Raw genomic sequence first — 17,428 nt, forward strand, 5'->3', positions numbered from 1 at the left:
GGCCCCCGATGACGCACCCGAGCGACGAGGCCGGGCACGGCGGACCGGTGACGACCCACGACCGGAGCGCTGAGATCGAGCAGAGATCGGCGGGCGAGAGAGCCGAAGGGGTGCCACAGGGCCGCCGACGTCGGCAGTGGGTGGGCCTGGGTGCCGGTGTCGCGCTCGGGCTGCTCGTCTACCTGGCGATCCCCGGGGACGCGGGCCACCCGGCGCGTCTCACGGCCGCGGTCGCCGTCGTCATGGGCGTGTGGTGGATGACCGAGGCGATCCCCATCCCGGCGACGGCCCTGCTGCCCCTCGTCGTCTTCCCCACGCTCGGGAGCGACGTCTCGGTCGACGACGTCGGGGCGTCGTACGGCAACAACATCATCTTCCTCTTCATGGGCGGCTTCCTGCTCGCGCTGGCGATGCAGCGCTGGAACCTCCACCGTCGCATCGCGCTGCGCACGGTGTCGCTCATGGGCACCCGCCCTGCGATGGTCGTCGCCGGCTTCATGATCGCCACCGGCTTCCTGTCGATGTGGGTGTCGAACACCGCGACCGCGGTGATGATGCTGCCCATCGGCGTCTCCGTGCTCGCCCTCGTCGCCACGCTCTCCGACGACGTCGAGGACCCGGGCGAGGACGGCGCGGCGGTGCGCAGCAGCCCCTTCGGCACCGCGCTCGTGCTCGGCATCGCCTACGCCGCGTCCATCGGGTCGCTCGCGACGATCATCGGCACGCCGCCGAACACCCTGCTCGTCGGCTACCTCGAGGACGCCCACGACATCTCCATCGGCTTCGGCCAGTGGATGCTCGCGGGGCTCCCGCTCGCGGTCATCTTCCTCACCATCACCTGGGTGCTGCTGACGAAGGTCTTCTTCCGTCCCGAGATCGACGACATCCCGGGCGGTCGAGAGCTCATCCGGGACGAGCTCGAGGCCCTCGGGCCGATGTCGCGCGGCGAGATCCGGGTGACCGTGATCTTCGTCCTCGCCGCCCTGTCCTGGGTCTTCGTGCCGCTCGTCTCCGACTGGCTCGGCGCCGAGTCCGCACCGATCAGCGACGCCGGCATCGCCATGGTCGTCGGGCTGCTGCTCTTCGTCCTGCCGGCCGGGGCCGAGCCCGGGGTCCGGCTGCTCGACTGGGAGAGCGCGCTCGAGCTGCCCTGGGGCGTCCTGCTGCTCTTCGGCGGGGGCCTGGCGCTCTCCGGGCAGTTCAGCTCCAGCGGCCTGACGGAGTGGATCGGCCAGCAGGCCGGCGGTCTCGGGTGGATCCCGACGCTGCTCCTCGTCGCCCTGGTGACCACCGCGATCCTCTTCCTCACCGAGATCACGAGCAACACGGCGACGGCCGCCACCTTCCTCCCGGTGGCGGGTGGCATCGCCCTGGGCACCGGCCTGGACCCGATGCTGCTCGCCGTGCCGGTCGCGCTGTCGGCCACCTGCGCCTTCATGCTGCCGGTGGCGACACCGCCCAACGCCGTGGCCTACGGCAGCGGCTACGTGACGATCGGGTCGATGATCAAGGGCGGGCTCTGGCTCAACCTCATCGCGATCGTCCTCGTCACGGGCTTCACCTACACCCTCTTCACCTGGTTCCTCGGGATCACGATCTAGGCCCGAGGGGGGTCACAGGGCGAGCAGGCCTCTCAGGCAGGCGAGCGCCCCTCCCGCTGCGGCGACCCCGACGGCCAGCCGTCGGGCCGCCGTGGCGGGGACCCGTGCGGCGAGCACCCGGCCGAGGACCACCCCGACCGGTGCCGCGGCCACGACGAGCCCGCACACCCAGACGGAGGGCAGGGCGCCCAGCGGAACCGCGCCGGAGCTCGCCTTGACGAGGAGGGAGGTCGCGTTGGCGGCGAGGTAGACCGGCTGGAGGGTCGCGGCGAAGGATCGCTGCTCCCACCTCGTCGCGAGCGCGTAGGCGGTCATCGCCGGGCCGGCGACACCGGAGGTCGTGTTCATGAAGCCGGCGGCCAGCCCGGCCGCCACGCCTGCCCCGGGCCCGTCGAGACGACGTCGCCGTGCGAGCACCGCGCTGGCGGCCATCGCGAGCAGCACGCTCGAGCCGACGACGACGTCGAGCCAGGCCTCGCGGAAGGCACCGACGGCGGCTGCCCCGACGCACGACCCGACGACGACGAGCGGGGCCAGCCGACCCCATCGCCGCCAGTCGACGTCACCACGCATCGCGACGAGGACGAGCACCGCGGTGACGACGGCGACGACGTTGCTCAGGGTGACCCCGACCGCCGGCCCGACGAGCAGGGTCAGGCTCGGGGCGACCACGAGCCCCAGGCCCATGCCGGAGATCCGTTGCAGCGCGGCGCCGGCGATCACGGCGGCGCACATCGCAGCGAGCACGGCGGCGGTCATCGGGCGATCCTCGCAGCCGGTGCGCCGACGCCAGGGACGCGGGGGCCGGCGGACTCAGGCGGCGGACTCAGCCGGTGGACGCAGCCGGTGCACTCAGCCGGCGGGCTCGACGAGGGCGCGGACGAGCTCGCCGGCCCGCTCCTGCACCCGCGGGTCCACCCCGCGGTGAGCCACTCCCCCTTCGAGCAGGAGGAAGACGTGCTCGGCCAGACCGGCCGGGTCGTCCCCGCCGAGGCCGTCCTCGCGCAGCAGCCGCTCGAGGAGGTCGCGCACGGCCCGCTTGTGCTCGCGCACGACGTCGAGACCGGCGTGGTTTGTGGGAAGCTCGGCCGCGGCGTTGAGGAACCCGCAGCCGCGGTCAACCGGGAGCGGGTCGTGCGCGTAGGCCTCGACGACGGCGAGCACCCGGGGGGCGTCGGCATCGGCCAGCCGCTCCTGCAGGCGCCCCCACCACTGCTCGTGGCGACCCCGGAGGTAGGCGACGACGAGCGCGTCCTTGGACCCGAATCGGTCGTAGAGGGTGCGCTTGGTGACGCCTGACTCCGCGGCGATCGTGTCGACCCCGACGGCGTGGATCCCGCGCCGGTAGAAGAGCTCGGAGGCGGTCTCGAGGATCCGGCGGGCACCCGGTGTGAGATCCGCGCCCGCGCTCGTCGTGGGTGGCATCGCTCCCCCTTCGTCGCTCGACGGCCAGCCGACCGTCCTCTCCTCCGCACCACCATCTCACAGACCGGTGTAGCGTCGGGGCAATGGTTCACCGATCTGTGAAGTCACCCACCGACGAGGCGCACCGCACCGCGCCCGATGCCCCGTCGGCGATCCGGCTCGCGGCGGTGGGGATGTGCCTCGTCGGGGTCTGCTACGGGTTGGCCCGCTTCGCCTACGGGCTCTTCGTGCCGGCCTTCCGCGAGGACTTCGACCTCGGACCCACGGCCACCGGAGCCGTCGCGTCCGGCTCCTACGTCGCGTACTGCCTCGCCGTGGTCGCCGCGACGGTGCTCACCCCGCGCCTCGGTGCCCGCAGGGTGGCCGTGGCCGCCGGGACGGTCGCCACGGCTGGGACGGCACTCGTCGCGCTGGCCCCGACCTCGGCGGTCCTCGGCGCCGGGGTGCTGCTCGCCGGCGCGAGCACGGGCGTCGCCTCTCCCCCGCTGGCCCACGCCGTCGCCCGCACCGTCCGCGCGGCGCGGCGCGATCGCACGCAGGCGGTCGTCAACGCCGGCACGGGGCTGGGTGTCGCCGTGGCCGGCCCCGTCGCGCTCGTCGCGCAGGACAGCTGGCGGGCTGCGTGGGCGGTCTTCGCCCTCCTCGCCGCGGCGACGACCTTCTGGGCGGCCCGGGTCGTCCCGCCGGCGCGCGACGACGGCGCGTCGGTGCCCTCCCTCCTCCCCCGCCCGCTCCTGCCGGTCGGGGCCGGACGACTGCTCCTCGGCGCTGCCGTCATGGGCCTGGCGAGCGCGGCGGTGTGGGCCTTCGGGCTCGACCTCCTCGTGACTGAGGGCGGCACGGGCCCGACGACCGCCCGTCTCGCCTGGGTGCTGCTCGGCGTCCTCGGGGTGCTCGGCGCGGCCGCCGGCGACCTCGAGGCCCGGCTGGGCCCGGCGAGGGCGTGGACCACGACGACGGTCGCGCTGGCGGGCGCCACCGCCGTCCTCGCGCTCGCCCCCGGCACGCCCGCACTCACCCACCCCGCCGCCGCCGTCTTCGGGGGCTCCTACATCGCGATGTCCGGCCTGCTCCTCCTGGGCGGCACTCGGGTGTACTCCGACGAGCCGTCCGCGGGCGTCGGCATCGCCTTCCTCGTGCTCGCGCTCGGCCAGGCGGCCGGCTCGCTCGCCCTCGGCGCGCTCGCCTCGGGCACGGGGCTGCGCACCGCCGTCCTCGTGGCCGCCGGGGTCGGGCTCATCGGCGCCCTCGCGCCGCCGCGGACGTCCTGAGATCGCGCCCGGGGACACGACGAGGCCCGGTGGACCATGTGGTCCACCGGGCCTCGTCTCGTGCTCTGCACGCCGTCGGGATGACAGGATTTGAACCTGCGACCCCTTGACCCCCAGTCAAGTGCGCTACCAAGCTGCGCCACATCCCGGTGTGCTGTGAAGCCGCCCCGTCGCCGGAGCGAAGTCACTCTAACTCAGCCGTCCCGCGTCTTCGTAATCGGCCCGGGTCGGGCCGCGGGCCGGCCCCCTTCGCCCGAGACGACGGGGGCCGCGGACCGGCTCAGCGCTCGCGACGACGACGCTCGCGCACCCGCACGGAGATCTCGACGGGCGTGCCCTCGAAGCCGAACTCCTCGCGCAGCCGGCGCTCGAGGAAGCGGCGGTACCCGGCCTCGATGAAGCCGGACGCGAAGACGACGAAGCGCGGCGGACGGGTCGAGGCCTGCGTCGCGAAGAGGATGCGGGGCTGCTTGCCCCCGCGCACCGGGTGCGGGTGCCCGGAGACGATCTCGCCCATGACGGCGTTGAGCCGACCGGTCGGCACGCGGGTGTCCCACGACGTCAGCGCGACGTCGAGGGCCGGCACGAGCTTGTCGACGTGGCGGCCGGTGCGCGCCGAGAGGTTGACGCGCGGCGCCCACTGCACCTGGACGAGCTCGCGCTCGATCTCGCGCTCGAGGTAGTAGCGCCGCTCCTCGTCGAGCAGGTCCCACTTGTTGTAGGCGATGACGAGGGCTCGGCCGGTCTCGACGACCTGGCTGATGACGCGCAGGTCCTGCTCGGCGATGGCCTCCTCGGCGTCGATGAGCACGACGGCGACCTCGGCCTTCTCGAGCGCGGTCTGCGTGCGCAGCGAGGCGTAGAAGTCGGCGCCCTTCGTCTGGTGGACGCGGCGTCGGATGCCGGCGGTGTCGACGAAGCGCCAGGTGCGCCCGCCGAGCTCGACGAGCTCGTCGACCGGGTCGCGGGTCGTGCCCGCGACGTTGTCGACGACGACGCGCTCCTCGCCGGCGAGCTTGTTGAGCAGCGAGGACTTGCCGACGTTCGGGCGGCCGACGAGGGCGACGCGCCGGGGACCGCCGACCGGCATCGGCTCGGCGACCATCGAGCGGTCCGGGAGCACCTCGAGGACGGCGTCGAGGGCGTCACCGCTGCCGCGGCCGTGCAGGGCGGAGACGGGCCAGGGCTGACCGAGGCCGAGGTTCCACAGCGCGGCCGCCTCGCCCTCCATGCGCATGTCGTCGACCTTGTTGGCGACGAGGACGACGGGCTTGCCGGCGCGGCGCAGCAGGCGCACGACGGCCTCGTCGTCGTCGGTCGCGCCGACGGTCGCGTCGACGACGAAGAGGACGACGTCGGCCATGTCGATGGCGACCTCGGCCTGCTCGGCGACCTTGAGGTGGATGCCCGTGGCGGTGGCCTCCCAGCCGCCGGTGTCGATCATCGTGAAGCGGCGCCCGGACCACTCGCCCTCGTAGGCGACCCGGTCGCGGGTGACGCCGGGCACGTCCTCGACGACGGCCTCGCGGCGGCGCAGGATGCGGTTGACGAGGGTCGACTTGCCGACGTTCGGGCGGCCGACGATCGCGACGACGGGCAGCTCGCCCTCGTAGAGCTCGTCGGGCTGCTCCTGGAATCCGTCGACGAGCGCCTGGTCCTCGGGCGTGAGCTCGAAGTCCTCGAGCCCCGCACGCAGCACGCGCTCGACGCCCTCGTCGTCGGCGGCGCCGAGGTCGGCGGGCTTCGGGCTCTGGCTGTCCACGGGTCTCTCCTGGCGGGTCGAGGCGAAGGGGGCGGACCGGCCGGGTCGGCGCGTGTCCACCCCCATTGTCGCAGCCCCGCGGACCTCGGCGGTCCCCTCGGGCGCGTCGGTGCCCGGTCAGCCCGCGGGACGCACCGCGTCGACGGCGGCGATGGCGGCCGCCACGCTCTCCTCGAAGGTCATCTCGGAGGTGTCGAGCGTGAGCACCCCGTCGGCGGCGACGAGGAACTGCGAGACCGTCGAGTCGTCGCGGTCACGACGCACGACCTCGTCGCGGGTCGCCTCCAGCGTCTGCTCGTCGGCGCCGCCGTGCAGCTCGACGGTGCGCCGGCGCAGTCGGGCCTCCTCGCTCGCGGTGAGGAGCAGACGCACGTCGGCGTCGGGGGCGACGACGGTCGTCACGTCACGCCCCTCGGCGACGACGCTGCCCTGCTCGTCGCCGATGACGGTGATGAGATCGCGCTGCTGCTCCTGGAGGGCGACGCGGACCCCGGGGTTGGTGGCGACGGCAGAGACCTGCGCGCTGATCTGCGAGGTACGGATCGCCTCGGTGACGTCCTCGTCGCCGACGAGGACCCCGGGCTCGGCCGGGTCGGCGCTCATCGCGAGCGGCAGGTCCCGTGCGGCCGCGGCGACGGCGTCGAGGTCGGTGAGGTCGACCCCGGACTCGAGGCACCACCACGTGAGGGCGCGGTACATCGCCCCGGTGTCGAGGTAGCCGCCCCCGAGGTGGGCGGCGACGGCCCGGGAGACGCTGGACTTGCCGGACCCGGAGGGACCGTCGACGGCGACGACGAAGGGGGCGCTCATGGGTGTCGATCCTAGGCGGGGCTCAGGAGTGCAGCTGCCAGCCCCGGGCCAGCAGGGCGTCCTCGAGCGGGCCGGCGGCGGCCGGCACGACGGAGACCTCCGCGACGCCGAAGGGCAGGCCCAGGCCGTGGTCGAGGCGCAGGTCCTCGAGGTTGATGCCGGCCTCGCCGATGTCGGCGAAGAGCCGGGCGAGCTCGCCGGGCCGGTCGTCGACGACGACGCTGACGATCGTGTAGGCCGTGGGCGCGGCGCCGTGCTTGCCCGGGATCCGGGAGTGCCCGGCGTTGCCGTCGGCGATGGCGCGGGCGAGGACGGCCCGGGCCCCCGGCGCGTCCTCGTCGAGGCCGTGCTCGAGGTCTCCGAGCGCGCCGATGACGCCGTCGAGCTCGTCGCGCAGGCTGGTGAGCACGGCCCGCACGGAGCCGGCGTTGCCGGCGAGGATCTGGGTCCACAGCCCGGGGTCGCTCGCCGCGATCCGGGTGACGTCGCGCACGCCCTGGCCGGCCAGGCCGACCGCGTGCTCGCTCAGCGGCTCGAGGCGTGCGGCTACGAGGCTCGCGGCGAGCTGGGGCACGTGCGAGACGGCGGCGACGGCGGCGTCGTGCTCGTCGGGCGTGAGCCGGCTGACGACGGACCCGACGGCCCGGGCGACGCGCTCGACGCGCTTCACCGCGGCGGGATCGGTGCCCTCGTCGGCGCAGACGACCCAGGCGCGACCCTCGAAGAGGTCGGGTCGCGCGGCGATGGCCCCGCTGCGCTCGCGCCCGGCCATCGGGTGCGAGCCGACGTAGCGCTCCAGGGGTGCGCCCAGACGCACGAGGTCGTGCCGGATGACCCCCTTGACGGAGGCGACGTCGGTGACCGTCGCCCCCGGCCAGCGGCGCAGGGCGTCGGCGACCACCGTCGGGGTGATGTCCGGCGGGGTCGCGACGACGACGAGGTCGGGCTCCGGGTGGCCGTCGTCGTCGTAGCCCAGGCGCGGCCCGAGCCGGCCCGCGCCGAGATCCCGGGCGAGGGTCATCGCCGTCACCGACTGGTCCTGCAGGACCGGCTCGGCGCCGGCCCGGCGCAGGGCGAGACCGATCGACGCGCCGATGAGACCGGTGCCGATGATCCAGACCTGCGGGAGCGCCTCGGCGCCGCTGCTCACAAGCCGACCGCCTTGTACAGCTGGCCGATCTCGCGCCGGCTGAGCGCCCGCCAGCGGCCGGACTTCGTCTGCCCGAGCTCGACGGGGCCGACCTGCACCCGGGTGAGGGTGAGCACGGGGTGCCCGACCTCCTCCATGAGCCGGCGCACAATGTGGTTGCGGCCCTCGTGCAGGACGATCTCGACGACCGCCTTGCCCGGGGTCGAGGCGACGACGGAGAAGGAGTCGACCTTCACCGGTCCGTCCTCGAGCTGGACGCCGGCGCGCAGCGTCTTGCCGAGGTCGCGCGGCACCGGGCCGGAGACCTGGGCGACGTAGGTCTTGAGCACCCCGTAGCGGGGGTGCTGCAGGCGGTGGGCGAGGTCGCCGTCGTTGGTGAGGAGCAGCAGGCCCTCGGTGTCGGCGTCGAGCCGGCCGACGTGGAAGAGGCGCTCGGGGCGCTCCGCGACGTAGTCGCCCACCGACGGACGGCCGAGGTCGTCCGACATCGTCGTGACGACGCCGAGGGGCTTGTTGAAGGCGAGGTAGACCCGGCTCTCGTCGAGCTGGACCCGCTCCCCGTCGACGTGGACGGTCTGGCTCGAGGGGTCGACGCGGATGCCGAGCTCGGTGACGACCTGGCCGTCCACCTGTACCCGGCCCGCCGCGATGAGCTCCTCGCAGGCGCGCCGCGAGCCGACGCCCGCCCCGGCGAGCAGCTTCTGCAGGCGCACGCCGTCGGGCGCATGGACGTCGACCTCAGGTGCAGATCGAGGCTGCGGGGCGATCGTCGGCTGGCCCTGGCGTGAGCGCCCGGTCGTGCCGCGGTTGCCGCCGTCGGGGCGGCCACGGCGCGGGCCGCCGCCCTGGCGCGAGCCCCCCTGACCACCCGGTCGGGAACCTCCGGGACCCCCCTGACGTCGGCCGCCGCCTCCGCCGCCGCGGCGCTGTCCGTCGGCGGGGCTCATGCCCGGCCCTGCTCTGCGAGCTCGTCGATCATGTCTGCCTCCGGCAGGTAGGGAGCGATGGGCGGCAGGTCGTCGAGCGACTGCAGCCCCATCCGCTCGAGGAATGAGTCGGTGGTGCCGTACAGGGTCGAGCCGGACTCGCCGTCGTGGCTGACCTCGGTGATGAGCCCACGGGTGAGCAGGGTGCGCACGACGCCGTCGACGCTCACCCCGCGCACCGCGCTGATCCGGGCCCGGGAGATGGGCTGGCGGTAGGCGATGACAGCGAGCGTCTCCAGCGAGGCCTGGGTGAGCCGGGCCTGCTGCCCGTCGAGCACGAAGCGCTCGACGACCGATGCGTACGCGGGGTGCGAGTACAGGCGCCAGCCGCCGGCGACGGAGCGGATGGTCCACCCGCGGGTGCCGTCGGCGAGCTCGGCCTCGATCTCGGCGAGGGCGTCGCGCACCGTCTCGACGGTGACCTCGAGGGCGGAGGCGAGGGCGACCTCGCTCACCGGCTCCTCGACGACCATGAGGACCGCCTCGACGGCCCCCTTCGCCCCACCGGGCAGCTCGTCGACGTCGAGGGCGAGCTGGCCGCCCTCGTCGGGTGCGTCCGGGGCGATCTCGTCGGTCGTGCTCATCGCGGGTCTCCTGCCTCGACGGGCCGAGGGCCGGCGTCGTCCTGCTCGGGGGTCGCGCCCGCCGGGGTCTCCTCGGCGGTCGCAGCGGCCGGGATCTCCTGCGCGGCGGACCGCTCGAGGTCGGCCTCGTCGAACTCGTCGCTCACCTGCACGTCGCCGTCCTGGGCGCCGACCCAGCGCACCGTGAGCTCGCCGAGGGCCTCGGGCTGCTCGAAGGTCACCGCCTGCTCGCGGAAGAGCTCGAGCAGGGCGAGGAAGCGGGCGACGACGACGAGCGTGGAGTCGGCGTCGCGCACGAGGGTGCGGAAGGACGCCGACCCGTGCTCTCGCAGCCGCTCGGCGACGATGCCCGCCTGCTCGACGACGCTCACCGTCGGCGCGTGGAGGTGGGCCAGGCCGACCGTCGGCTCCTCGCGCGGGGTGAGCGCACGGGCGGCGATCATCGCCAGTTGCTCGGGGGTGATCGTGATGACGAGCTCGGGCAGCAGGCTGGCGAGCTGGGGCTCCAGCCCGGCCTGACGGGGCGTCATCCGGGCGCTGCGGCTCAGCTCGGCGGCGAAGCGACCGGCGACCTCCTTGAAGGCGCGGTACTGCAGCAGCCGGGCGAAGAGCAGGTCGCGGGCCTCGATGAGGGCGAGGTCCTCCTCGTCGTCCTCGCGGCTCGTCGGCAGCAGCCGGGCGGCCTTGAGGTCGAGCAGGGTCGCGGCGACGAGGAGGAACTCCGAGGTCTGGCCGAGGTCGAGCTCGGCCTGGCTCTCGCGGATCGCCCGCAGGTGCACCATGAACTCGTCGGTGACCTTGGCCAGCGCGATCTCGGTGATGTCGAGCTGGTGCTTGCTGATGAGCCCGAGGAGGAGGTCGAAGGGACCCTCGTAGTTCTCGAGGTGGACGGTGAAGGCCTGCGAGGCGGCCCGCCGGGTGATCACTCCCCCCGGGACGGCCTCGGTCTCGGCGGGGACCGCCGCGGGCGGGTCGAGCAGCGCCGGGTCGAATGCCGGGAGCTCGGTCATCGGCTCAGGCAGCCCCACCGCGGGCGATGAGCTCGCGGGCGAGCTGGCGGTAGGCGTTGGCGCCGTTGTGCGCCGTCGCGTACGTCGTGATCGGCTCCGCGGCGAGCGTGGCGTCGGGGAACTTCACGGTGCGCGAGATGACGGTGTGGAAGACGCGCTCGCTGAAGTGGTCGACGACGCTGCTGACGACCTCGCGGCTGTGCAGGGTCCGGCCGTCGTACATCGTCGCGAGGATGCCGTCGATCTCCAGGCGCGGGTTGAGCCGGTCCTGGATCTTCTCGATGGTCTCGACGAGCAGGGCGACCCCGCGCATCGCGAAGTACTCGGTCTCGAGCGGGATGATGACGCCGTGCGCCGCCGTGAGGGCGTTGACGGTGAGCAGCCCGAGGCTGGGCTGGCAGTCGATGAGCACGACGTCGTAGTCGTCGAGGACGGGGCGCAGGACCCGGGCGAGGATCTGCTCGCGGGCGACCTCGCCGACGAGCTGCACCTCGGCCGCGGAGAGGTCGATGTTCGCCGGGACGACGTCCAGGCCCTGGACGTTCGTGCGCTGGATGACCTCGCGGATGTCGTGACGGCGCTCGACGAGGAGGTTGTAGATCGTCACGTCGAGGGTGTGGGTCGGCACGCCGAGACCCACGGAGAGCGCGCCCTGGGGGTCGAAGTCGACGAGGAGGACCTTGCGACCGAGCTCGGCGAGCGCGGCGCCGAGGTTGATCGTCGTCGTCGTCTTGCCGACGCCGCCCTTCTGGTTGCACATCGCGATGATGCGCGCCGGGCCGTGCGCGGTCAGCGGAGCGGGCTCCGGGAAGTCGGGGAGAGGTCGACCCGTGGGGCCGACCTGGACCGTGCCGTGCTCGAGCTCGAGCGGCGGCGTCACCTCTGGTGCCACGTGCTGATCACTCCATCGCCGTACGTCGGTCAGCCTCACGCTGATCGAGGCGACCCTACCAGCGGCGCCGGTGGGTCTCCTGGTCGGCGAGCGCCGGGGCCCTCCGTCCGCTCCGGCGCGGGAGCGCTGCGTGTCACCGGGCGCGGGGGTGGCTCTGCGCGTAGACCTCGCGGAGCTGCTGCACCGTGACCATCGTGTAGATCTGGGTCGTCGTCACCGAGGCGTGGCCGAGCAGCTCCTGGACGACCCGGACGTCGGCGCCCCCGTCGAGCAGGTGGGTGGCGAAGGAGTGGCGCAGGGTGTGCGGCGAGATCTCGCCTCGCAGCCGGGCCCGGCCGGCGGTCGCGCTGATGATCGCCCACGCGCTCTGCCGCGACAGCCGGGTGCCGCGGCGGTTGAGGAAGAGGGCGGGGCCACCGCGCCCTTTCGCCAGCATCTCGGGACGCCCGCGGACGAGCCACGCCGAGACCGCCTCGGTGGCGTAGCTGCCGAGCGGCACGACGCGCTCCTTGCTCCCCTTGCCGAAGAGCCGGACCGCCCCGGCGTCGAGGTCGACGTCGTCGACGTCGAGCCCGACCGCCTCGGAGATCCGCGCACCGCTGCCGTAGAGCACCTCGAGCAGGGCGCGGTCGCGCAGCGAGGACGAGCTGTCCCCCGGTCCGGTGGCGTCGATGAGTGCCGAGACCTCGGCGACGGAGATGGCCTTCGGCAGACGCGACGGGGGCCGCGGCGGCGCGACGTCGGCGGCCGGGTCGTCCGCGGCGAGCCCCTCGAGCGCGAGGAAGCGGTGCAGCCCGCGCACGGCCACGAGGGTGCGTGCCGCCGAGGTCGCCGCGAGCGGCGGGTGCTCCTCGCTCCCCCGGCGCAGGTCGGCGAGGAAGGACGCGACGTGCTCCTCGCGTACCTCGTCGGGTGCGGTGACGCCCGCCGCCTCGAGATGGCGCACGTAGCGCTGCGCGTCGCGGCGGTACGCGGCGAGGGTGTGCCGACTGACCCCGCGCTCGACGTCGAGGTGGGTCAGCCAGGTGCGCACCGCCCGGGCCATCGCGGTGGCCGCGGGCGGTGCCGACGACTGGGTCAGGCGAGGACCTCCGAGACGGGGGTGCACGCCATGTCGAAGGCGTCGGCGACGCCCTGGTAGGTCACGGCACCTGCGTGGGTGTTGAGGCCGGCCGCGAGCGCCGGGTCGGCCCGCATCGCGTCGCGCCAGCCGTGGTCGGCGAGCGCGGCGGCGTAGGACAGGGTCGCGTTGGTCAGCGCCCAGGTCGACGTCGAGGGGACGGCACCGGGCATGTTGGCCACGCAGTAGTACAGCGAGTCGTGGACCTCGAAGGTGGGGTCGGCGTGGGTCGTCGGGCGGCTGCCCTCGAAGCACCCGCCCTGGTCGATCGCGACGTCGACGAGGACCGAGCCGGGCTTCATCTGGCTGACCATCTCGTCGGTGACGAGCTTGGGGGCCTTCGCCCCGGGGATGAGCACCGTGCCGATGACGAGGTCGGCCCCGAGCACCTGCTCGCGCACGCTGAGCGCCGAGGAGGCGATCTGGTGGACGCGGTTGTCGTAGCGCCAGAAGCTCATCCGCAGCTTGTCGAGGTCGGTGTCGAGCAGGGTGACGTCGGCCCCCATGCCCAGCGCGATGTTCGCGGCGTTCTGGCCGGCGACACCGGCACCGAGGACGACGACCTTGGCGTTGGCGACGCCGCCGACGCCGCCGAGCAGGACCCCGCGGCCGCCGTGGGCGCGCATGAGGGCCGAGGCCCCGACCTGCGGGGCGAGGCAGCCGGCGACCTCGGACATCGGGTACAGCAGGGGCAGCATCCCCGAGCGCAGCTGGACGGTCTCGTAGGCGACGGCGGTGACCCCCTTCGCGACGAGCTCGTCGGTGAGCGGCTGGTCGGCCGCGAGGTGGAGGTAGGTGAAGAGCAGCAGGCCCTCGCGCAGGCGGTGGTACTCCTCGGCAACGGGCTCCTTGACCTTCATCACCATGTCGGAGGCGCCCCAGAGCTCGTCCGCGTCGGCGATGATCGTCGCGCCCTGCGCGACGTAGTCCTCGTCGGGCAGCCCCGACCCGAGCCCCGCACCGGACTCGACGAGCACCTCGTGCCCTGCCGCAACCAGCTCGTGGACGCCGACCGGGGTGATCCCCACCCGGTACTCGTTGTTCTTGACCTCGCGGGGGATGCCGATCTTCACGGGATGTGAGCCCTTCGTCGTCGGTGAAGCCGGCAGGACGCCGTTGTCCGCCGGCGCGGCCGTGGCCGCAGGGTGGGATTCTATGCACGGCGCGCGGTGCTCCGTGCACGGCCCGACGCTCCTCGTCCCCCTTCGCCCCCCACCCGCCCCGGGAGCCCCGATGAAGCTCTACGCCGACCTGCCGGCCCGCCGCACCGCCCAGGTCGTCTCCGACCTGCTGATGATCGCGTGGGTGTGGGGCTGGGTCTGGGCCGGCCGCACCGTGCACGACGTGACGATGCGTCTCGCGGAGCCCGGACGACGGCTCGAGGGCGCCGGCTCGGGCTTCCGCGAGAAGATGACGAGCGCCGGCAACGGCGTCGACGACCTGCCGCTCGTCGACGACAAGGTCGCCACGCCCTTCCGCGAGGCGGCCGGCGCCGGCACGGACATCGAGTCCGCGGGACGCGACCTCGTCGACGCCGTCGAGCGCCTCTCCACCGCGCTCGGGCTCGTCACCGCCGTCGTGCCGATCGTCCTCGTCCTGCTCGTGTGGGGCACCCTGCGCTACCGCTTCGTGCGGCACGCGACGGCGGCCCAGCGCTTCATGGACTCCGACGCCGACCTCGACCTCTTCGCCCTGCGGGCGATGGCCGGCCAGCCGATGCCGCGGCTCGCCGCCATCTCGCCCGACCCCGTCGGCGCCTGGCGCCGCCGTGACCCCGACGTCGTGCGAGCCCTCGCCCTGCTCGAGCTGCGCGACGCAGGCCTGCGCCCGCCCCGCCCCACCGGCACCGACTCCGTGAGCTGAACCCGCTGCCCTCCCCCCTGCCTGCCCCCTTCGCCCCGCCCGCGCCGCGGGTCGTCCTGTCGCTGCACTCGCAGGAGGTCGTCGGCTGACTAGGGCGCTGCCCCGTACGGACGGGGCAGCGCCCTAGCCACGCAGCCGTCCGACCTGGTGCGCACCCCTGGGAGGTGGTGCGGTCACGGCCCTCCACAGCCGGCTGCGCGTGATGGCGCTCGTCCACAGACGGCCCGGGGCGGCGACCGAGGGTCGATGGGCACCCCACGATGGGTCGATGGACATCGATCTCGTGGCGTCGCTCGCCGGTCGGGGCCACCCGGGGCGAGAGCCGGAGCAGGCGCTCGATCCCTGCCCGTTCGACTGCGAGCGCTGCCCCGCACCGGGCGAGTGCGACGACTGCCTGGACTGCCTCTACGGCCCGGGCGTCGTCGACGAGCCGCGCCCCCTGGGCCCGCGCGTGGTGCGAGCGGGCCCACAGGTCCCGCTGCGCCACGACGAGCTCCTCGAGGCGCGAGGCAACCTAAGCATCAGCGACGTCGTCGGCCTGGTCCTGCGCGACCACCGGGGCGCGCAGGGCTGGAGCCAGCGTGAGCTCGCCGCCGAGATCGGGTGGAGCAAGTCGGCCGTCGCCCGGGTCGAGTCGGACGCCGGCCGGATGCGCCTTGCCGCCGTCGTCGACGTGCTGCTGCGGTGCGAGCACCACCTGCTCGTCGTGCCCACCGGCGGTACGAGCCACGCGGACGGCGCTCGTTGGGGGTACGTCGACCTCCTCGCGCTCGACGTCCGTGGCCGCCGACCCCCGCCGAGCGCCGACGTCGTCGTGCAGCGTGACGACTACGGCGCGGTGGTCGTCAGCCGGCGGCGACGACGCGGGGACGCAGGTCCTCGGGCGGGCACTGCCAGGTGAGGGGGTCGGCGTCGACCTGCTCGCCCGAGCGGATGTCCTTGACCTGGTCGCCGCCCTCGCCGGCGCCGACGAACCACACGAAGGGGATGCCCCGCCGCTCGGCGTGCCGGATCTGCTTGCCGAGCTTGGCCGCCGAGGGGGCGACCTCGCAGGCGATGCCGCGCGAGCGCAGGGCGGTGGCGACGGCGACGGAGGCGGGGCGTGACTCCTCGTCGAGGACCGCGACGAGGACGGCCGCCGGAGACATGCGGGTGGCCGTGACGAGCCCCTCGCGCAGGAGCAGCGCGAGCAGGCGGGACAGGCCGATGGAGATCCCCACCCCTGGGTAGGTCGTGCGCCCGTCGGTGGCGAGGGTGTCGTAGCGCCCCCCGGAGCAGAAGCTGCCCCAGTCCTCGTGGCCGACGACCTGGGTCTCGTAGACCGTGCCCGTGTAGTAGTCGAGGCCGCGCGCGATCCGCAGGTCGGCGACCATCGCGCCGGGGGCGTTGGCCATCCCGGTCTCGATGACGGCCCGCAGCGCCGCCAGGCCCTCGTCGAGGACGGGGTGCTCGACACCGAGCGCGCGCACCTGCTCGACGAAGGAGGCGTCCTCGGTGCGGATCTGGGCCAGGCGCAGCACGGCGTCGGCCTGCTCCTGGGAGAGCCCGGCGTCGACGAGCAGGGCGGCGACCTTCGCCGGGCCGATCTTGTCGAGCTTGTCCACGACGCGCAGCGTGCCCGCGACGTCCTCGATGCCCAGCCCGCGGTAGAAGCCCTCGGGGATCATCCGGTTGTTCACCTGGATGACCATCGGCGGGACGGGCAGCGCGGCGAAGATCTCCGCCATGACGAGCGGCACCTCGGCCTCGAAGTGGGGCGCGAGCTCGCCGACGTCGACGACGTCGATGTCGCACTGCGTGAACTCGCGGAAGCGGCCCTCCTGGGGCCGCTCCCCGCGCCACACCTTCTGGATCTGGTGGCGGCGGAAGGGGAAGTTCAGCCGGCCCGCGTGCTCGACGACGTAACGGGCGAAGGGGACGGTGAGGTCGAAGTGCAGACCGAGCTCGGCGTCGCCGCGCTCCCCCGGCTCGCCGGCGAGGCGCGAGACCGCGTAGATCTCCTTGTCGGCGTCACCGCCCTTGCCGAGCAGCCGCTCGACCGGCTCGACCGCCCGGGTCTCGATGCCCGGGAAGCCGTGCAGCTCGAAGGTCGAGCGGATGACGTCGATGAAGTGCTGCTCGACCACCCGGTCCTGGGGCAGGTGCTCCGGGAAGCCCGACAGCGGGGTGATCTTGGTGGCTCGTGCGGTGGGGCCAGAGGTGCTCACGCGATGTCCTGCAGGTAGGGGTTGGTGGCCTTCTCACGGCCGAGGGTGGTCGCCGGGCCGTGGCCCGGCAGGACGAGGCTGGAGTCGGCGCGCGGCGCGACGGCGTCCCGCAGGCTGCGCATCATCGCCTCGTGGCTGCCGCCGGGCAGGTCCGTGCGCCCGATGGAGCCGGCGAAGAGGACGTCACCGGTGATGAGCGTGCGGTCGACCTGCGCCTCGTCGGGCACGCCGACGGGCACGCCGTCGAGGGCGAACATCACCGAGCCCTCGGTATGACCGGGCGCGTGGACGACGTCGAGCTCGAGCCCGGCGACGCTCACCCGCTCCGCGTCGTGCACCTCGACGACCCGCTCCGGCTCGCGCCACGCCGCCTGGGTGCCGAACTGCTGCTCGAGCATCCCCAGCAGGCCCGGGCCGAGCGAGCTGCCGCCGAGCGGGTCGACGAGGCGGTAGCGGTCCTCGGAGTGGATGTAGGCGGCGAGCTCGCCCCCGCACACCGGGGTCACGGAGTACACGTGGTCGACGTGCCCGTGGGTGAGCAGGACGGCCGCGGGACGCAGCCGGTGCTCGGCGAGCACCTCGCGCAGGGTCTCCTCGACACCGATGCCCGGGTCGACGATCACGCACTCCTCGCCGGGCCCCGGGGCGACGACGTAGCAGTTGGTGCCGAAGGCGGCTGCAGGGAAGGTCACGGTCAGCACGAGGAGTGAGCCTACCCAGCGCGCGTCGTGCGGCTAGGCTCGCGTC

17 protein-coding genes and 1 tRNA gene are annotated in these 17,428 nt (G+C 73.9%); 4 read left to right on the plus strand and 14 right to left on the minus strand.

Features of this window, described 5'->3' with window-relative positions; translation table 11 throughout:
- Nucleotides 1–8 precede the first annotated feature (8 nt).
- Nucleotides 9–1,601, plus strand: a complete 1,593-nt coding sequence (locus LIV55_RS01455) for an SLC13 family permease (protein ID WP_123091810.1) — start codon at nt 9–11, stop codon at nt 1,599–1,601.
- A 12-nt stretch (nt 1,602–1,613) separates the two neighbouring features.
- Here the strand turns inward: LIV55_RS01455 and LIV55_RS01460 are convergent, their stop codons facing one another.
- Nucleotides 1,614–2,360: a sulfite exporter TauE/SafE family protein gene (locus tag LIV55_RS01460; protein ID WP_229298960.1), complete on the minus strand. Its 747-nt coding sequence runs from the start codon at nt 2,358–2,360 to the stop codon at nt 1,614–1,616.
- 93 nt (nt 2,361–2,453) lie between these two features.
- Nucleotides 2,454–3,026: a TetR/AcrR family transcriptional regulator gene (locus tag LIV55_RS01465; protein WP_229298961.1), complete on the minus strand. Its 573-nt coding sequence runs from the start codon at nt 3,024–3,026 to the stop codon at nt 2,454–2,456.
- 98 nt (nt 3,027–3,124) lie between these two features.
- On the opposite strand from LIV55_RS01465, the gene LIV55_RS01470 reads away from it, so the two are divergent.
- On the plus strand, nt 3,125–4,297 hold the full coding sequence (locus tag LIV55_RS01470) for an MFS transporter (protein WP_229298962.1): 1,173 nt from the start codon (nt 3,125–3,127) through the stop codon (nt 4,295–4,297).
- A 75-nt stretch (nt 4,298–4,372) separates the two neighbouring features.
- On the opposite strand, the gene LIV55_RS01475 is transcribed toward LIV55_RS01470, so the two are convergent.
- From LIV55_RS01475 to ald, 10 genes are all read right to left on the minus strand, one after another.
- Nucleotides 4,373–4,446, minus strand: a tRNA-Pro gene (locus LIV55_RS01475).
- Nucleotides 4,447–4,577: 131 nt separating this feature from the next.
- Nucleotides 4,578–6,125, minus strand: a complete 1,548-nt coding sequence (gene der, locus LIV55_RS01480) for a ribosome biogenesis GTPase Der (RefSeq protein WP_123091814.1) — start codon at nt 6,123–6,125, stop codon at nt 4,578–4,580.
- Nucleotides 6,126–6,176: 51 nt separating this feature from the next.
- A complete protein-coding gene (gene cmk / locus LIV55_RS01485) occupies nt 6,177–6,869 on the minus strand; it encodes a (d)CMP kinase (protein WP_123091815.1) in 693 nt (230 codons plus the stop codon).
- Nucleotides 6,870–6,891: 22 nt separating this feature from the next.
- Nucleotides 6,892–8,019 (minus strand): prephenate dehydrogenase, encoded by a 1,128-nt coding sequence (locus LIV55_RS01490; protein WP_123091816.1) that lies wholly within the window; start codon nt 8,017–8,019, stop codon nt 6,892–6,894.
- Nucleotides 8,016–8,966 carry a pseudouridine synthase gene (locus LIV55_RS01495; RefSeq protein WP_068275647.1) on the minus strand — a complete coding sequence of 317 codons (951 nt, stop codon included), beginning with the start codon at nt 8,964–8,966 and terminating at the stop codon, nt 8,016–8,018. The genes LIV55_RS01490 and LIV55_RS01495 overlap by 4 nt, the downstream gene beginning before the upstream one ends.
- Nucleotides 8,963–9,589: an SMC-Scp complex subunit ScpB gene (gene scpB, locus LIV55_RS01500; RefSeq protein WP_229298963.1), complete on the minus strand. Its 627-nt coding sequence runs from the start codon at nt 9,587–9,589 to the stop codon at nt 8,963–8,965. The genes LIV55_RS01495 and scpB overlap by 4 nt, the downstream gene beginning before the upstream one ends.
- On the minus strand, nt 9,586–10,599 hold the full coding sequence (locus tag LIV55_RS01505; RefSeq protein WP_229298964.1) for a segregation and condensation protein A: 1,014 nt from the start codon (nt 10,597–10,599) through the stop codon (nt 9,586–9,588). Before LIV55_RS01505 ends, scpB begins: the two co-directional genes overlap by 4 nt.
- A 4-nt stretch (nt 10,600–10,603) precedes the next feature.
- Nucleotides 10,604–11,491: a ParA family protein gene (locus tag LIV55_RS01510; protein ID WP_068275639.1), complete on the minus strand. Its 888-nt coding sequence runs from the start codon at nt 11,489–11,491 to the stop codon at nt 10,604–10,606.
- A gap of 133 nt (nt 11,492–11,624) precedes the next feature.
- Nucleotides 11,625–12,536, minus strand: a complete 912-nt coding sequence (gene xerD, locus LIV55_RS01515; protein ID WP_229298965.1) for a site-specific tyrosine recombinase XerD — start codon at nt 12,534–12,536, stop codon at nt 11,625–11,627.
- A 32-nt stretch (nt 12,537–12,568) separates the two neighbouring features.
- Nucleotides 12,569–13,684: an alanine dehydrogenase gene (ald, locus tag LIV55_RS01520; RefSeq protein ID WP_229298966.1), complete on the minus strand. Its 1,116-nt coding sequence runs from the start codon at nt 13,682–13,684 to the stop codon at nt 12,569–12,571.
- Nucleotides 13,685–13,844: 160 nt separating this feature from the next.
- On the opposite strand from ald, the gene LIV55_RS01525 reads away from it, so the two are divergent.
- Nucleotides 13,845–14,474 carry a hypothetical protein gene (locus tag LIV55_RS01525; RefSeq protein WP_123091820.1) on the plus strand — a complete coding sequence of 210 codons (630 nt, stop codon included), beginning with the start codon at nt 13,845–13,847 and terminating at the stop codon, nt 14,472–14,474.
- Nucleotides 14,475–14,742: 268 nt separating this feature from the next.
- On the plus strand, nt 14,743–15,375 hold the full coding sequence (locus LIV55_RS01530; RefSeq protein WP_229298967.1) for a helix-turn-helix domain-containing protein: 633 nt from the start codon (nt 14,743–14,745) through the stop codon (nt 15,373–15,375).
- Here LIV55_RS01530 and hisS read toward each other — a convergent pair.
- Both hisS and LIV55_RS01540 read right to left on the minus strand, forming a co-directional pair.
- The gene (hisS, locus tag LIV55_RS01535; RefSeq protein ID WP_229298968.1) at nt 15,320–16,681 is read right to left on the minus strand and encodes a histidine--tRNA ligase; all 1,362 of its coding nucleotides are present in this window, start codon (nt 16,679–16,681) and stop codon (nt 15,320–15,322) included. The two genes, LIV55_RS01530 and hisS, sit on opposite strands and share 56 nt — an antisense overlap.
- On the minus strand, nt 16,678–17,382 hold the full coding sequence (locus LIV55_RS01540; RefSeq protein ID WP_229298969.1) for an MBL fold metallo-hydrolase: 705 nt from the start codon (nt 17,380–17,382) through the stop codon (nt 16,678–16,680). Before LIV55_RS01540 ends, hisS begins: the two co-directional genes overlap by 4 nt.
- Between the last annotated feature and the right edge of the window lie 46 nt (nt 17,383–17,428).

It is taken from the genome of Janibacter melonis (assembly GCF_020567375.1).
GTDB classification, from domain to species: domain Bacteria; phylum Actinomycetota; class Actinomycetes; order Actinomycetales; family Dermatophilaceae; genus Marihabitans; species Marihabitans melonis.

Excerpts from the sequence above, each read along its gene's own strand:
- der (WP_123091814.1), bottom strand. The coding sequence starts at position 6,125 with ATGGGGGTGGACACGCGCCGACCCGGCCGGTCCGCCCCCTTCGCCTCG.
- scpB (WP_229298963.1), bottom strand. The coding sequence starts at position 9,589 with ATGAGCACGACCGACGAGATCGCCCCGGACGCACCCGACGAGGGCGGC.
- LIV55_RS01530 (WP_229298967.1), top strand. The coding sequence starts at position 14,743 with ATGGACATCGATCTCGTGGCGTCGCTCGCCGGTCGGGGCCACCCGGGG.
- LIV55_RS01460 (WP_229298960.1), bottom strand. The coding sequence starts at position 2,360 with ATGACCGCCGCCGTGCTCGCTGCGATGTGCGCCGCCGTGATCGCCGGC.
- LIV55_RS01495 (WP_068275647.1), bottom strand. The coding sequence starts at position 8,966 with ATGAGCCCCGCCGACGGACAGCGCCGCGGCGGCGGAGGCGGCGGCCGA.
- xerD (WP_229298965.1), bottom strand. The coding sequence starts at position 12,536 with ATGGCCCGGGCGGTGCGCACCTGGCTGACCCACCTCGACGTCGAGCGC.
- LIV55_RS01525 (WP_123091820.1), top strand. The coding sequence starts at position 13,845 with ATGAAGCTCTACGCCGACCTGCCGGCCCGCCGCACCGCCCAGGTCGTC.
- LIV55_RS01505 (WP_229298964.1), bottom strand. The coding sequence starts at position 10,599 with ATGACCGAGCTCCCGGCATTCGACCCGGCGCTGCTCGACCCGCCCGCG.
- cmk (WP_123091815.1), bottom strand. The coding sequence starts at position 6,869 with ATGAGCGCCCCCTTCGTCGTCGCCGTCGACGGTCCCTCCGGGTCCGGC.
- LIV55_RS01455 (WP_123091810.1), top strand. The coding sequence starts at position 9 with ATGACGCACCCGAGCGACGAGGCCGGGCACGGCGGACCGGTGACGACC.
- LIV55_RS01465 (WP_229298961.1), bottom strand. The coding sequence starts at position 3,026 with ATGCCACCCACGACGAGCGCGGGCGCGGATCTCACACCGGGTGCCCGC.